Raw genomic sequence first — 14,095 nt, 5'->3', positions numbered from 1 at the left:
TTTTACGTTTATTTTCTCATAAATAGGGAAGAATTGTGCTAAAATTAAATAAAAGCATTGAATTTAGTAAATTATAGGAAGATATAGGCTTTTGAACGAGAGAGATCGTCATTGCGAGAAGGCTTTTTCAGCCAGCGAAGCAATCTTACAACTATCGCTAACAGCGAACGCATTAAGATTGCTTCGTACCTCGTAATGACGACTCTTTTAATTGAAATTCGGAAAGATTCTTCACTACGTTTAGGATGACAGCCTATATAAACGTTCACTTACCCAATCTCCAAAACAATCACCTGATCAGGTTCTGTAGTGTTTAAAGTCGTAGTAATGGATAATTTTGCTTTTTTAAAGGTATAGTTTACTGGACTTTTGTCTTTTAGTAAATATGCCTTTTTAATTTTCTTAACGGGAACGTTTTCCAAATCCAGGGATGTCGTTTTTTCGTCTAAAATATGGATAAAAATTTTGTTATCATTTTGCGTAATGCTACCCCAGGTTTGTGGTTTAATAAATCCTGCTTTTGTACCATAAATGCTTTCACCATAAATTTTAAGCCAATTGCCCAGGCCTGCCAAACGGTCTTGAAACTCTGGCTGAATTTTACCGCTCGGCATCGGACCAATGTTTAGTAAAAGATTGGAACCCAAACTGGCGGCTTTAACCAACATGTGAACCAGTTCTTTATTCGATTTGTAATAGGTATCGCTCAAATTATATCCCCACGAATTTGAAATGGTTTCGCAGGTTTCGAGCGGTAATTTATCTGATGCCTTTTGAAAGCTTAAACCTGATTTATTCTCGCCCGGAAGATCGCGTTCGAACATTTGAAAATCTTCTCCTGCAAAGGGGCTAAGGTGATGGTTATTCCCAATCATACACTGTGGCTGAAGTTTGTGGATTAAACCATAAATTTCATTGTATTTCCAGTCAATCCGCGAGGTCCTGTCTTTTGATCCCTCTGGTTCGGTTTGATCCCAATGCCCGTCGAACCAGATTCCACCTATTTCGCCATAATTGGTTAAAAGCTCGGTTAATTGGTTTTTCATAAACTGCAAATAACTGGCATAATCGCCTTTGCCGGTCCTGCCCGAGTTCTGCCCCGTCCGTCCAGTTTCATGCGGATAATCTTCTCTACGCCAATCTAACAGTGAATAATACAGATATAGTTTAATGCCTTGTTTATGGCACTCATCGGCCATCAGTTTTACAATATCTTTTTTGTAGGGCGTATTCATGATATTGAAATCAGAATATTTGGTATCCCACATACTAAAGCCATCGTGGTGCCGGGTAATCAGCGTAATGTACTTCATTCCGGCATTCTTCGCCATACTCACCCATTGTTCGGCATTAAACTCAACAGGGTTGAAAAAATCTTTTAGGTTGGTATAATTATGAACATTCAACTTTCGTTCGTTCATTACCCATTCGCCGCTCCCTGGTATACTAAACGGCCCCCAGTGGATAAATAAGCCAAATCGTGCATCATTAAACCATGCTCTTTGTTTTAAGTTAGATGCAGTAGGGGTATAATCCTGTGCTTTTAACTGTAAGGCAATTAATAGCACAAGGCATATTAGTGATAATTTCTTCATAAGGATGGTGGTATCGTTTGGTTAGGTTTTAGTCTATTGATGCGGTGGCTTTGGTGGGTTTTCCAATCACCTTATAATTTCCATCGCCTTTTAAAATGGCCAGGATTTGCGATTGATTGGTAAAAAGGTTTTTCGCTGCAGCCAATTCTTTATCGTACTGGAAGCTCTGCTCAATTCTTCCTTTCTCGTAAAAATAACGGCTTACAATCTGTGTTTCCAAAACCCTTTTAATTTCTGCTTTATGGCTAACCAAATCAGTTTTTTTAGATGAGGTAAGTTTATATTTAAGATTCTCCAGATCGGTTTTAACTTCTGCAGATTTATTTTCCTTTTCAGCCTCTGCCCGCAAGTCAGAAAGCAATCTTTCTGTACGGCTTTGATAAGACAGGTCTTTATCGGCAAGGCTGCTAGAAAATGAGGCATAATCTGCATCAGATAACTGGAAGTTTTTAGCCGAAGCTAATGTTGGTTTTTCTTTCCTGTATTGATTTGCATAATTAAAGAAAAGGTTTTTATTGATCATCGAAATCGTAATCGGACTTAACTTGGCAGCATCTACCACAATATCGGGGTAAACACCATTGCCGCTGTATACATTTCTGCCTGCTTTGGTTTGGTACATAACCATGGTAGAATCGGCAAAACGTTCGGCTACACCTTCGGCATTTTTATGTGCATAATCCAGTTTCTGGATACACCTGCCTGAAGGGGTGTAATATTTAGCCACGGTTACTTTAACCAAACTGTTATAAGGCAGGTTGAAGGTTTGCTGAACCAAACCCTTACCGTAGCTACGCTGCCCAATCACAATAGCACGGTCTAAATCCTGCAGAGAACCAGCAACAATTTCTGAGGCCGAGGCCGAATTTCCATTTACGAGCACCACCAGCGGAACGGAAGTAGAAACCGGGGTTAAAAGTGTTTTATAGGCAATGGTTTTCTCTGCATTTTTACCTTTTTGGGTTACAATAAGTTGATCTTTATTCACAAAGAGGTTTACAATTTTAACTGCTTCCTGCAAAATACCACCACCATTGTTTCTTAAATCTAAAACAACACCTTTTGGATTTTCTTTTTGAATGGCCAACAGGGCATCTTTGACTTCCTGTCCAGAATTTTCCAGAAATTTATCAAGCTTAATATAACCGATTCCATCGCCAACCATTCCAGAGTAAGAAACGTTAGGCTGTTTTATTTCATCGCGCACGAGTTTTTTAGTAATTTCTTTGCCATCTCTAACCATCAGCAAATCAACCGGTGTTCCTTTAGGGCCACGCAACAACTGGCTAATTTCTTGTCGGTCTTTACCTTTTACTGCGATTCCGTTTATGCTTACCACCTGATCTCCTGCTTTAAGCTCGCTTTTATTTGCCGGATAACCTTCACTGATATCGTTAATAAACAGTTTCCCGTCGATAAAAACAGTGCTGGCACCAATACCTCCGTACTGTGTGCTTACATATTTCAACTTGTAATCTTCAATTTCCGATTCGGGAACATATTCGGTATAAGGGTCTAAACTATCCAACATGGCATCGATCCCCGTTTTCATCAATTGAGGGGCGTTGGTATCATCAACATAATTGATATTGATTTCTTTATAGAGTGAAGCAAAAATATCGAGGTTTTTAGATACCAGGAACAAATCTTCTTTAAAAGAAAAGGATAAAACAGCCACCCCAAAGCCAGCTGCTAAAAGACCATATTTTAGTTTCTTCATTCCCTTATATATTTTAATTCCGAAGGGCAAGTTAAATGAAATACTGCTCTTTTTGGAAGATTATTATTGATTAAGTACAAACGTAAATGTACAAAAACCGATAAATATTAAAAACAGCATATTTGAGCTAAGCGTAAATTAAGCGTTACGCTAAAAAGAAAAACAAGAGAAAGATTTACTAAAGTCTGTTCCCCTTAGTATCGGCAAGCGCTTTTTGAATGGTAAATTCGATGTAGGTACGGTCGCGTTTTACCAAACGCATTAAATCTTCAACCAATTGATCTTCTTTGCCAGGTGTAAATTCTAAAGGCTCGTTCGCCAGATCGCGGTATTTTCTTAAAAATTTAGTTTTTACTTTAAATGCAGTTTCAGAAGTAAGTTGAAAATTAGCCATGGCATATTTTATTTGATGCAAAAGTAAAAAATATTTGTTCAGGTTGATACCTTTTTATGTGATGTGATAAAAAAAGTGGAGATTCGCGAATTCTAATTGCACGATAATTGTGTTAAAACTGCGTTATAAAACTTAATCAGGTGTAAAACCCACATTGTGTAAATTTTAAAAAATGAAACCAGAACCTGAAGAGTGCGCTAAAATGGCATTTTGAGGAATTTATGGAATCACTAACCTTAAAAAAAAGCAAATTAAACAACATGAAAAAAATCATCTTCTCTATTGTTTTCCTAACCTTGGGTTGGGCAACATCACAGGCACAAACGTTTAATCTCGGTGTGAAAGCTGGTGTTAACTTAGCCAAGTTAAACGCAGATTTCGCAAGTGAAGAAAACCGTTTAGGCTATCAGATTGGCGCTTGGGCACGTATTGGCGGTGCTAGCTTTTATGTACAGCCCGAAGCATACATTGGAAGTAAAGGCAACAAGTTTATCAGCTTTACACAGGATAATGGAAATGAAGTTCAGGCTGAAGGAAAAGTAAAATTTACCACTTTAGATGTTCCAGTTTTATTGGGAACAAAATTTGGTGCTAAAAATTTAAACTTCAGGTTGATGGCGGGTCCGGTTATTTCGTTTATCCTGGATGAAAACTCGACTTTTAGTTCGGCTTACCAACAGGCAACCGATTTTAGTAACTATAAAAACCAGGCATTGGGTTTACAGGCAGGTGCAGGCGTAGATGTAGGCAGCATTTCGGTTGATTTGCGCTACGAAGCTGGCCTATCAAACATTAGTAAAAGTGAAAAATACAGCCAAAAACCTAATTTATTTCAATTGAGTTTAGGATTCAAAATTTTGTAAGGATTAAAATGCGCCAGGTTATTTTTTCTCTGGCGCTCCTTTTAAATTCAGGTCTTTTAATCTATTTCTGATCCGTTTCATAAAAGACTTACCAGGGTCTGTTTTCTCGGTAAGATAGTTCGGATCACTTTCTTTCCATAAACCCGTTCCAATAAATTGCCTGTACTCGTAGTGCCCAATTACATATTCGATAGGGTATTTGGTTTTCAGGTACCTCACCAGGTTTTCATTAGCCAGCAGCTGTTTCTTTGTTAAGGGTGCACTTTCGCTCCCCACATTTTCTACCCCTATTGCACAATAGTTTAAGCCGATCACGTGTCTTGCAAATATAGAATCGGGCATTAACCGAAATATGGTTCCATCACGATCGATAAGGTATTGACTTGATACATTTAGCGTTCCGGCTGTAGATATCGCCTTTCTGGCTTCTGGTAAAGTTGGGTTATTAAAAGCGTCAAATGTTTTCTCCAAACTTGGTATGGCTGTCCAATGCAATACTACCATAACCGGTTTAATAACCGCATTATCCTGTTTAATGCCGTGCCGAACTTGCAGGTACTCGATACTGAGCTGTTTACGCTGATCGTCGAATATGATGGGTTTATAGAATGTCCGGAAGGTCGGTTTGGCACAACCAACAATTAAAGCCATTGCAAAGGATAAAAAAAGTAGTTGTTTAATTTTCATCGAAATCGAATTAAAAAAGAAAATCCCCGAAAAGAGGATTTTCAAGCGTATCGTCATTAATTAGTGTCCCACCAAAGCGGTGTTAGCAAGCGGTATTTCTCCGAATTGTCGCCCACAGCTCCTGGATTACGGGTTTGTTCGTTCGTTTCATAAACCATTCCCCTAATCCATTGGTTTGCATTATTGGCATCAAAAACAACCGTATTCAGGTTTAACGGGCGAATTAAAGATGGCCCATAAATTGCCTGACTAAAATCAGATCTGCGCATATCAACCCAGGTTTCAGGATTTAAGCATAGTGTAATATACTTTTGACGCATAATGTGGCTTAAACCTTGGGTAAGGTTTGTAAAGTGTGCCACAAGCCCATCCGCCAACTGTGCAGTCCAATAAGTATTAATTTCGGTTGCGGTAACCCCTAGTTTACGCATATTGGCTTTAACACCTTCTTCGTAAGCGGCGAGTGCACCAGCAACATCATTAGAACGCAGCTTAGCTTCTGCTTCAATCAGTTTAATTTCAGAATAAGTGATGAAAGGGATAGGCGAGGTTTGTTTGGTATAAAATCCACTATTACTAAAACGGCCATAATCATTCCCATTTGTTTTAGTGGCATCACCTGCCTGTCCGTTGGCCAACAACCCTTGACCGCCCGCCAAGCCAGCACCGGCTTTTAACCCACGGTACTGCCCGTCTGAAGCCGCAGGCTGCATAATCCGGCTTATCCTTGGATCTTGAAAAGTGGTATTGGTAACCGGAAACGATGATAGCATATTAACAAAGAATTGGCTCCAGGCAAAATAACGTGGATCGTAAAGCGCATTATTTGGATCTGTTGTGGTAAGCACAAAACCACCCCAGCTGTACCATGGGTTTTCATCAGTTTGGATGCCTCCTGATAAATAAGCAAACTGCGCATCCATTCCATCGGCATTAAAGGCATTGCTACAGGCCTCAATAATTTTTGCAGGATTGTATAATGCGCCCTTTTTAGATAAATGGTTCAGATATCTGGCTTTTAACGCCCAGGCAAATCTTTTCCATTTGCTTACATCTCCCTGAAACATAATGTCACCACCGCTGGCATTAAGTCCAGTAGCATTTGTTGTACTATTAAAAGCAACAATTGCTTCATCCAGCAATTTATCAATACGTTGGTAAACTTCTTGTTGTTGTTGCATTTTAGGCAGCAAATTTAACTGGGTTTTGCCATCGTAATAATCATCAACCACAATCGAACCGTATTGGTCGGTAAGCAGGCCAAAATTCATAGCCAGCAACGTTTTACCTGCGCCAACAAAGTAAGGACTTCCTTCCTCTTCACCCAGATTGATCACATCGACACAATTGGGCATAGTATATACGTAGGCGTTTTGCCAAAGAAAATAACTGGCTGTAAAACGCCATTGTTCTGCGTTACGATTAGTACCAGTAAGCAATTTAGTTGTTCCGTACTGCACAAGCCCTGATACTTCTCTCGTGCCCCTCCACAGCGCGGCACCGTTTGATGTGGTGATAGCGCCCACCAGACGGCTCGCAGCCGAAATTTTTGTAGGATTATTTGGATCTTTATTTACATCAAGGTACTTCTTACAAGAGGTATTTAAAAACATACCACTGATTAATGATGCTATTATTATTTTATTTTTCATGACGATGCAATTAAAAAGTTAATCTTAAACCCATATCTATTCCACGTGTAGCAGGAATACCAAGGTTATCGAACCCAAAAGAACCCGATCCACCAACGCCTGCACCACTGCCCGAAACCTCAGGGTCTACTCCCGAATATTTGGTAATCAAGATCAGGTTTCTACCTGTTACTGTAAATGCCAGACCTTTAAGTTTGGTTTTAGCTAAAAAACTGCTTGGCATGTTATACGTTAAAGTTGCATACCTTAATCTATACCAGCTGCCATCTTCAACAAAATCATATCCTTGACTAGCGTAAATAGTTTGGTAATAATTTTGATTTAGTGGGACTGACAGAGTACTTGGCAATCCGGTAGATTCTATAATACCATCAAAAACTTTAGACCCACGATCTAAAGTTTTTGTGCTTAGACCGGAACGGACCAATGAATTTTCAGTTGCGTTGAATACATCTCCGCCTACCCGGATATCAACCATAAAGGATAAAGCAAAATTTTTATAGTTAAAGGTATTGGTGATGCCTGAAGTAAAATCAGGATTACGGTCTCCAATATTAGCATAGGCGACTTGCACCTGTGGATAACCATTATTACCGAGTAATAACTGCCCCTGAGCATTCCGCTTCCAAACATTACCATTAATACCAAATAAACTTCCATTTAAGAATCCTGCTCCCTGAGCTACATTGGCAGCTACCCAGGCATCAGATAGCTCTACCCGATCTAAAGCTCCCGGAAGCTCTTTCACAATGGACTTGTTATGGGCAAAGTTGATATCTATTGTCCACTTGAAATCTTTTTTAACAATGGCCTGTGCATTCAGCACCACCTCAATTCCTTTATTCTGGATGGCCCCACCATTTAAGTAGGTAAGAAAAGCTCCTGCCGATGGCGGAACCCTGGTTGCTAAAATCTGGTTATCTGATTTACTTCTGTAATAAGTAAAATCGATCCCGAAGCGGTTTTTAACAAACCTTAAATCTGCTCCCACTTCAAATGCTCTGGTAAACTCTGGCACCAGCATCGGGTTACCAAATGGATTATTGGCATTGGTAATAAAACCACGAGGATTGATGGTGAAAGTGTTGGTAACCGCAGCAAGTGATGTGGTAGTTACATGTGGCGGTGCATCTTTACCAACATTGGAATAGGCCGCTCTGATTTTTCCATATGAAAAAATCTGATCATCCGACTTCAGTTTAAGTTCTTTCAATAAATCCGTTAAAACAACAGAAGTACTTATAGCCGGATAAAAAAAAGCATTATCGCCAACCGGAATAGTTGATGTCCAGTCGTTTCGTGCCCTTAGGTTTACATAAATGATGTTTTTCCAGTCGAAATTAAAATCACCAAATACGCCTACAATTCTTCTACGGTTTAGGGTTTCAGAAACAGACCTATCGGTAGCGACAGTGTTGTTAATACTTGGAAAAGTTGGATCTATAAAATTGATGGCATTAGCCGTTAAGGTTTGCACCCTTGTATTTTCGATATTATTGCCAATAGCCAGGCTGAAATTGTAATCATCCCAGAAAGTTTTCTTTGCTGTAGCAATAAAAGTTGAGGTGGTGATCTGATTAGTGTTGGTGTTTTGACCGATAGCTCCTTTAAGTGCATCAGCTTCTAAAGTACCGGGCATGCGTACCGCCTTAAAATTCTCGGTGTATAAATCAGTACCCAGGCGATAGGTTAAATTTAGAAAACTAAAGGGATTGTAGTTGATATTTGCTATTCCTATAAAACGGTTAATGCCGCTGGTAATCGGCTTGTTCTGGATGGTCCAGTAAGGGTTATCATTACCTCCCGGGAAAACCCTTTGCGAGCCATTCGGGTTCAAATAATTGGTCATATCATCATTACGTGGCCAATATAACGCACCCATAGTGCCATTTGCACTCCCTTGCGGCACCGAAGTACGATCGGTACGCACATAGTTGGCCGAACCACCTACGGTAAGTTTTTCGCCAATTTTGGTGTCGGCATTAATCCTGAATGATTTTCTTCTAAAATCAGAATTATCTACAATTGATCCCTGATCTAAAAGTGATGCAGAGGTATAAAAAGTACTCTTTTCAGAGCTTCCGCTTACCGAAAGATCATGACTTTGGGAGAAAGCGGTTTTAAAGAAATTTTTCAGATTATCGTAAACCGTTTCATTAGCTGCAAATTCGGGCCCCAGGAGTTTGGTGCAGTTGCGCTGAAATTACCAGCCTCGCCCTGTTTATATTTACCCTGCAACTCTGGTAACTGATTTACATTGTCTAACGAAAAAGTATTCTGATAAGTAATTTTTGCCGCGCCGCCAGAACCTTTTTTGGTGGTAATTACAATGGCACCCGAGGCAGCCCTGATTCCATAAAGTGCAGCAGCAGCGGGACCTTTTAGTACTGTTAACGACTCAATATCTTCAGGATTAATATCGATGGCGCGGTTTGATGCCGGAGCAGTACTGGCTGCAAGCCCTGCCTGACTTACCGGCGTAGTATTGTCAACAGGAATACCATCAACCACAAAAAGTGGCTGGTTGTTTCCACTCAGCGAACTTCCTCCCCTGATCATAATATTTGCAGAAGAGCCAGGTGCACCACTTGAATTGGTAATTTGAACACCAGCTACCTTTCCCTGCATCGCGTTAACCAGATTGGGCTGTTGCGAATCGACAATTTCTTTGGCTTTAACGTTCTGGGTAGAGAAACCTAAGCTTCTTACCTCCTGCTTAACCCCAAATGCAGTTATGGCTACCTCATTTAGCGTTTTAGCATCTTGCTTTAGCTGAACATTGATTACCCTGTTATCTCCAATATGACGTTCTTCGGTTATCGAACCGATATATACAAAAATCAAAACCTGATCGCTTGTGGCTTTAATGGTATAACGCCCGTCAGAATCAGTGCTGATTCCGGCTGTAGATCCTTTAACCTTTACAGAAACACCAGGCAACGGCGTACCGTCATCTGCTGATGTTACTTTACCGGAAATGGTGACTTGCTGGGCGAATACCTGCCCAACCCAAAAACACACTCCCAGAAACAAGAATAGTAGTTTTTTCTTCATAAAATTGATTAATTAGGATTAGAAAATGATGAATTAATACAAAAAAGACAGATTAACACTCAGTTATCTTAAATATCAAGAATATTTTCTTATCAAAAGAAACCATCTCAGCCTTTTTACATAAAGCTTGGTGATGGCTCAAATAGATAAACACGTTCAACAAAATCAACTTAGGACAAACAGTTTATCAGAATACCTCTAAATCCTGGAAATAAAAAGGCGTCATTACCAATGGTGAATTGCTTGAATTTAGCCCCCCGTTTAATCTAATTCTTAATCCAACAACACCTTTATAAACATGTAATATTGGTATTACAGCTCTGTTTTAACCTTAAAAAAATCCGATTTTTATAGTTAAACAATTTAACGAAAAACAAATGAAATATCCCATTCTTTTACTGTTTGCTGTCCTGTTCTCGCTCTCTGTAAAAGCCCAAAATTTTAAATATGCTTTTGTAACCGATACCCACGTTGGATCGTCAACAGGCGAAGAAGATCTTAACAGAACTGTTGCAGACATTAACGCATTAAAAGACATCGATTTTGTAATTATTACCGGTGATATTACCGAAATGGGTACCAATAATGAACTTAAACTCGCAAAAGACATCCTCGCCAAATTGAACAAACCCTTTCATATTATTCCAGGTAATCACGACACGGGTTGGTCGGAATCAGGAGGTGTGAGTTTCATCAAAGAGTTTGGTAGTGATAAGTTTATTTTTGATCATAATGGTTACCGTTTTATCGCCTGCGCATCGGGGCCTTATGTACGGATGAGTGACGGACATATTCCAAGGGATGCCACAGTTTGGTTAGACAGTGTACTTAAAGCTTCCCCTAAAAACATGCCCATTGTTTTTGCCAACCACTATCCTTTAGATAATAGTTTAGACAATTGGTATGAAGCGACCGACCGTTTAAAGAAGTACAATATCCAATATGCCATTTGCGGGCACGGGCATAACAATCACCCTTATAATTTTGAGGGCATTGAAGCCACAATGGGCCGTTCTAATTTACGGGCAAAAGATAGTATTGGAGGATACAACATTGTAACCATGACCAAAGACACTGTGTTTTTTCAGGTCAAAAAACCAACACAGGAAATTCTTCCTGTATGGCGAAAAATTGCACTAAAAACTTTTCAGGCTGATTCAAAAAAATATAATCGCCCTGATTTTGCAATCAACAATAAATATCCGGGCACGAAAGAAGTTTGGACTTACCACTCTAACGCCAACGTAGTGAATACACCAACCTACACTTCGAACAATGTTATTTTTGGAAACAGTTTGGGTTTAATTGAGTCATTAAACAAGAATACCGGAAGGAAAGTATGGACATTTAAAACCAAAGGTGCGATCTATTCATCACCGGTTGCTGTTGGCAATATGGTTATCTTCGGTTCAGGTGACGGCTTTATTTACGCATTAAGTGCAAAAACTGGAAAAGAAATCTGGCATAAAGAAACAACTAATTCGGTATTAGGTTCGCCGATAGTTAGTGGGCAACAGGTATACATAGGTGGCAGCGATAGTACCTTTAGGGCACTGGATATTAAAACAGGGAAAGAAATCTGGGCATTCAATGAAGTTGAGGGTTCTATCGTAGGCAAACCGCTTATTTATCAAAATAAAATTATTTTTGGATCGTGGGGCAGACATCTTTACGCACTCGATATCAATACAGGAAATCTGCTTTGGAAATGGAATAACGGCCAGGCAAACCGGATGTTTTCGCCGGCTATGGTAACGCCTGTTGCCTACCAGGGTATTGTTTATATTGCAGCCCCCGATCGTTATTTAACAGCTATTGATGTAAAAAATGGCAGTACACTGTGGCGGAACAAAGAAGCTACGGTTCGCGAATCGATCGGCCAATCTGCAGATAGTACCATCATTTACGGAAAAACCATGCAGGATGAGATTGTGGCCTATAAAGCACAGGCAAAAGATCCGGGCATTTTATGGCGCTATAATGTAGGCTTTGGATATGAGCACACACCATCAATGCTGATAGAAAAAGACGGAAAGGTGTTTTTTGGAACAAAAAACGGCGTTGTTTATGCAATTGACCCTAAACAACAAAGCACCGTTTGGGCGCACAAAATAGATAACTCGATGATCAATACGGTGAATGTAATCGAAGGTAAAAACATCCTTGTGAGTACTATGGATGGTAAAGTGGTTTGGTTAAAAACAAACTAAAAGTAGAAAAAAATCTCCTCAAAAATTAATTCGAGGAGGTTTTTCGTATTTATAATTACTTAAAACATTACCAACCTGGGGTTTGTGTAAGCTTATAACCCTTTTCTTGATATTGAATAATCTGAGCTTGCCCTACCGGTGCTAAATATGCCCGATCCGTAAATGCATTTCTATTTGCCGCATTGGTAACCATCCAATAACCTACCATGGCTGCTGCATTTGTACCATCATAAGTAACAATGGTACCATCAGCTTTTCTTACCTTAACGTTACGTGCGGTTGCATTTGCAGCGGTTAAATAACTCGGCGCCTCAGCCTGTACATTTACCCATGGCCCTAGGAAATAATCAGGATTGGTACTAAAATCCATATTATTAAGTTTTTTCCAGCGTTTCAAATCCAATAAACGGGTATGTTCAAAAACAAACTCCATGCGGCGCTCTCTGCGGATTTCCCAGATCAGATCTGGTATGTCTGCATCTTTAGCCGGATCAAGAGGGAGCGCTCCTAATGTTAATGGAGCCGTTTTTAACACCCCTTTTGCAACGGCGGCAGCATCAAGCGGGCGGTTCCTAATAGCATTTATTGATTTATTCAGATCAGACTGCGTGATGGCCGCCCCAGCATAATATTGCGCCAATACGGCTTTGGCTTCTATCCAGTTTAACACAACTTCCGCTAATCTCATTACTGGCGCATCGCTGGTGTTGGTGTTGCTGCCCCAAGCAGCCGGATAAGTTTTACCGATATAAGTTAAGGCCTCTCTTGATGCAAATTTAAAACCATAAAGCAAAGTTGCTGAAGGAACCAGGGCTTTATCATAAAATGATGCTTCGAAACGTGGATCTCTTGTTTTTACCAGATCAGCAATTGTAAATGAATTTGCTCCGGTAACAGCAGAGTTTTGCCATACTTTACCATCGTTAAGCAAGAAAGATTTTATTAAAACCAAATTGGCATCCACTCCAACAACCTCAGTTCCATTTTGGTACGAACCGATACTGTGCGTAACAGCTAGAGCCGCATCATAAGTTCTATACAACAACACTTCTGGATGCCCGGCTAAATTATCACTTGAAAACAATGACTTAAAATCGCGTGTGAAATTAAATTTGTTGCTATTAATCACATAATCGCCTGCTTCCACAGCAAACTCTAAATATTTTTTGGCTCTTGCTGCGTCTAAGCCATGGTAATGTTCATACGTCCCTTCGAACAACATAAACCTCGAAATAAATGCCGCAGCGATATATTTATTCAGGAACTGCGCTCCATCATTATCTCGCATGTTAGCCATTACATATTTAAAATCATCGTACACCTTATCCATCACCACACCCCTTGCATCTCTATCTTTATATAAAGTTGGCAGATCGGTATCAAAAACCTCTTTATCAAAATAAGGTACATCGCCAAAAACACTAACCAAACGGCTATATTCAAAACCCCTGAAAAAACGGGCTACCGCTGTCCAGTGGTTATAAGCTTCGGTAGTAATTTTTGGCTTTGCAACGTCGTTTAAACGGGCCAACATTACATTTGATTTTCTAACCCAAGCGAAATCCCATGTTGGACCTGCATAGGTACCTAACCAATCGGCAGCTTCAGAAACAGAGCCCCTTGTTGTAGGCACACTACTTTCAAAACTGGTTTGCGCATTTTTACCTGTTAAATCATCAGAGAAGGTATAACCCCTTACTGGCGCATAATCTACACCAAAGCCCGAGTTGTATCCATTAAAGTAATTAGTATAATAACTATTGGCATACATGCGGATATCATCCTCACCGCGCCAGTATTGCCCATCTATATATGATGTTAGTGGCGTGCGATCTAAAACGTCCTTATTACAAGATACCAGAAATAGGGCGGCCATAATTGGCAAGCCATATATGTATTTAAAATATTTCATCTTCTTAA

At 39.8% G+C, this 14,095-nt stretch carries 10 protein-coding genes; 2 read left to right on the top strand and 8 right to left on the bottom strand.

The features are described 5' to 3' along the window. Positions 1-269: 269 nt before the first annotated feature. From H9N25_RS21000 to H9N25_RS20990, 3 genes are all read right to left on the bottom strand, one after another. Positions 270-1,595: an alpha-L-fucosidase gene (locus H9N25_RS21000; protein WP_190327122.1), complete on the bottom strand. Its 1,326-nt coding sequence runs from the start codon at positions 1,593-1,595 to the stop codon at positions 270-272. Positions 1,596-1,623: 28 nt separating this feature from the next. Next, positions 1,624-3,315 (bottom strand): S41 family peptidase, encoded by a 1,692-nt coding sequence (locus H9N25_RS20995; protein WP_167296042.1) that lies wholly within the window; start codon positions 3,313-3,315, stop codon positions 1,624-1,626. A gap of 178 nt (positions 3,316-3,493) precedes the next feature. Beyond that, on the bottom strand, positions 3,494-3,709 hold the full coding sequence (locus tag H9N25_RS20990; RefSeq protein ID WP_010599278.1) for a hypothetical protein: 216 nt from the start codon (positions 3,707-3,709) through the stop codon (positions 3,494-3,496). 260 nt (positions 3,710-3,969) lie between these two features. Between H9N25_RS20990 and H9N25_RS20985 the strand changes: the two genes are divergently transcribed. Then, entirely contained in the window at positions 3,970-4,572 is a 603-nt protein-coding gene (locus H9N25_RS20985; RefSeq protein ID WP_167296041.1) for a porin family protein, read from the top strand. An 18-nt stretch (positions 4,573-4,590) separates the two neighbouring features. On the opposite strand, the gene H9N25_RS20980 is transcribed toward H9N25_RS20985, so the two are convergent. The 4 genes from H9N25_RS20980 to H9N25_RS20965 all read right to left on the bottom strand — a co-directional run bounded on the left by H9N25_RS20980 (position 4,591) and on the right by H9N25_RS20965 (position 9,965). Further along, positions 4,591-5,259: an N-acetylmuramoyl-L-alanine amidase gene (locus H9N25_RS20980; RefSeq protein ID WP_208398978.1), complete on the bottom strand. Its 669-nt coding sequence runs from the start codon at positions 5,257-5,259 to the stop codon at positions 4,591-4,593. A gap of 56 nt (positions 5,260-5,315) precedes the next feature. After that, positions 5,316-6,911: a SusD/RagB family nutrient-binding outer membrane lipoprotein gene (locus H9N25_RS20975; RefSeq protein ID WP_167296040.1), complete on the bottom strand. Its 1,596-nt coding sequence runs from the start codon at positions 6,909-6,911 to the stop codon at positions 5,316-5,318. A 10-nt stretch (positions 6,912-6,921) separates the two neighbouring features. Next, positions 6,922-8,841, bottom strand: coding sequence for a SusC/RagA family TonB-linked outer membrane protein (locus tag H9N25_RS20970; protein WP_190327121.1), 1,920 nt, complete (start codon positions 8,839-8,841; stop codon positions 6,922-6,924). A gap of 203 nt (positions 8,842-9,044) precedes the next feature. Beyond that, a complete protein-coding gene (locus tag H9N25_RS20965) occupies positions 9,045-9,965 on the bottom strand; it encodes a TonB-dependent receptor plug domain-containing protein (protein ID WP_190327120.1) in 921 nt (306 codons plus the stop codon). A 377-nt stretch (positions 9,966-10,342) separates the two neighbouring features. On the opposite strand from H9N25_RS20965, the gene H9N25_RS20960 reads away from it, so the two are divergent. Next, positions 10,343-12,175, top strand: a complete 1,833-nt coding sequence (locus H9N25_RS20960) for an outer membrane protein assembly factor BamB family protein (protein WP_190327119.1) — start codon at positions 10,343-10,345, stop codon at positions 12,173-12,175. Between the two features lie 67 nt (positions 12,176-12,242). Here the strand turns inward: H9N25_RS20960 and H9N25_RS20955 are convergent, their stop codons facing one another. Further along, positions 12,243-14,087, bottom strand: a complete 1,845-nt coding sequence (locus tag H9N25_RS20955; RefSeq protein WP_190327118.1) for a RagB/SusD family nutrient uptake outer membrane protein — start codon at positions 14,085-14,087, stop codon at positions 12,243-12,245. Positions 14,088-14,095: the final 8 nt, after the last annotated feature.

The sequence above is a fragment of the Pedobacter riviphilus genome, from assembly GCF_014692875.1.
Classification (GTDB): Bacteria; Bacteroidota; Bacteroidia; order Sphingobacteriales; family Sphingobacteriaceae; genus Pedobacter; species Pedobacter riviphilus.
Note: the sequence above shows the minus strand (reverse complement) of the source record. Positions and strands in the feature narration are given on the sequence as shown.

Coding starts and splice junctions, on each gene's coding strand:
- H9N25_RS21000 (WP_190327122.1), bottom strand. CDS start 1,595: ATGAAGAAATTATCACTAATATGCCTTGTGCTATTAATTGCCTTACAG.
- H9N25_RS20995 (WP_167296042.1), bottom strand. CDS start 3,315: ATGAAGAAACTAAAATATGGTCTTTTAGCAGCTGGCTTTGGGGTGGCT.
- H9N25_RS20990 (WP_010599278.1), bottom strand. CDS start 3,709: ATGGCTAATTTTCAACTTACTTCTGAAACTGCATTTAAAGTAAAAACT.
- H9N25_RS20985 (WP_167296041.1), top strand. CDS start 3,970: ATGAAAAAAATCATCTTCTCTATTGTTTTCCTAACCTTGGGTTGGGCA.
- H9N25_RS20980 (WP_208398978.1), bottom strand. CDS start 5,259: ATGAAAATTAAACAACTACTTTTTTTATCCTTTGCAATGGCTTTAATT.
- H9N25_RS20975 (WP_167296040.1), bottom strand. CDS start 6,911: ATGAAAAATAAAATAATAATAGCATCATTAATCAGTGGTATGTTTTTA.
- H9N25_RS20965 (WP_190327120.1), bottom strand. CDS start 9,965: ATGAAGAAAAAACTACTATTCTTGTTTCTGGGAGTGTGTTTTTGGGTT.
- H9N25_RS20960 (WP_190327119.1), top strand. CDS start 10,343: ATGAAATATCCCATTCTTTTACTGTTTGCTGTCCTGTTCTCGCTCTCT.
- H9N25_RS20955 (WP_190327118.1), bottom strand. CDS start 14,087: ATGAAATATTTTAAATACATATATGGCTTGCCAATTATGGCCGCCCTA.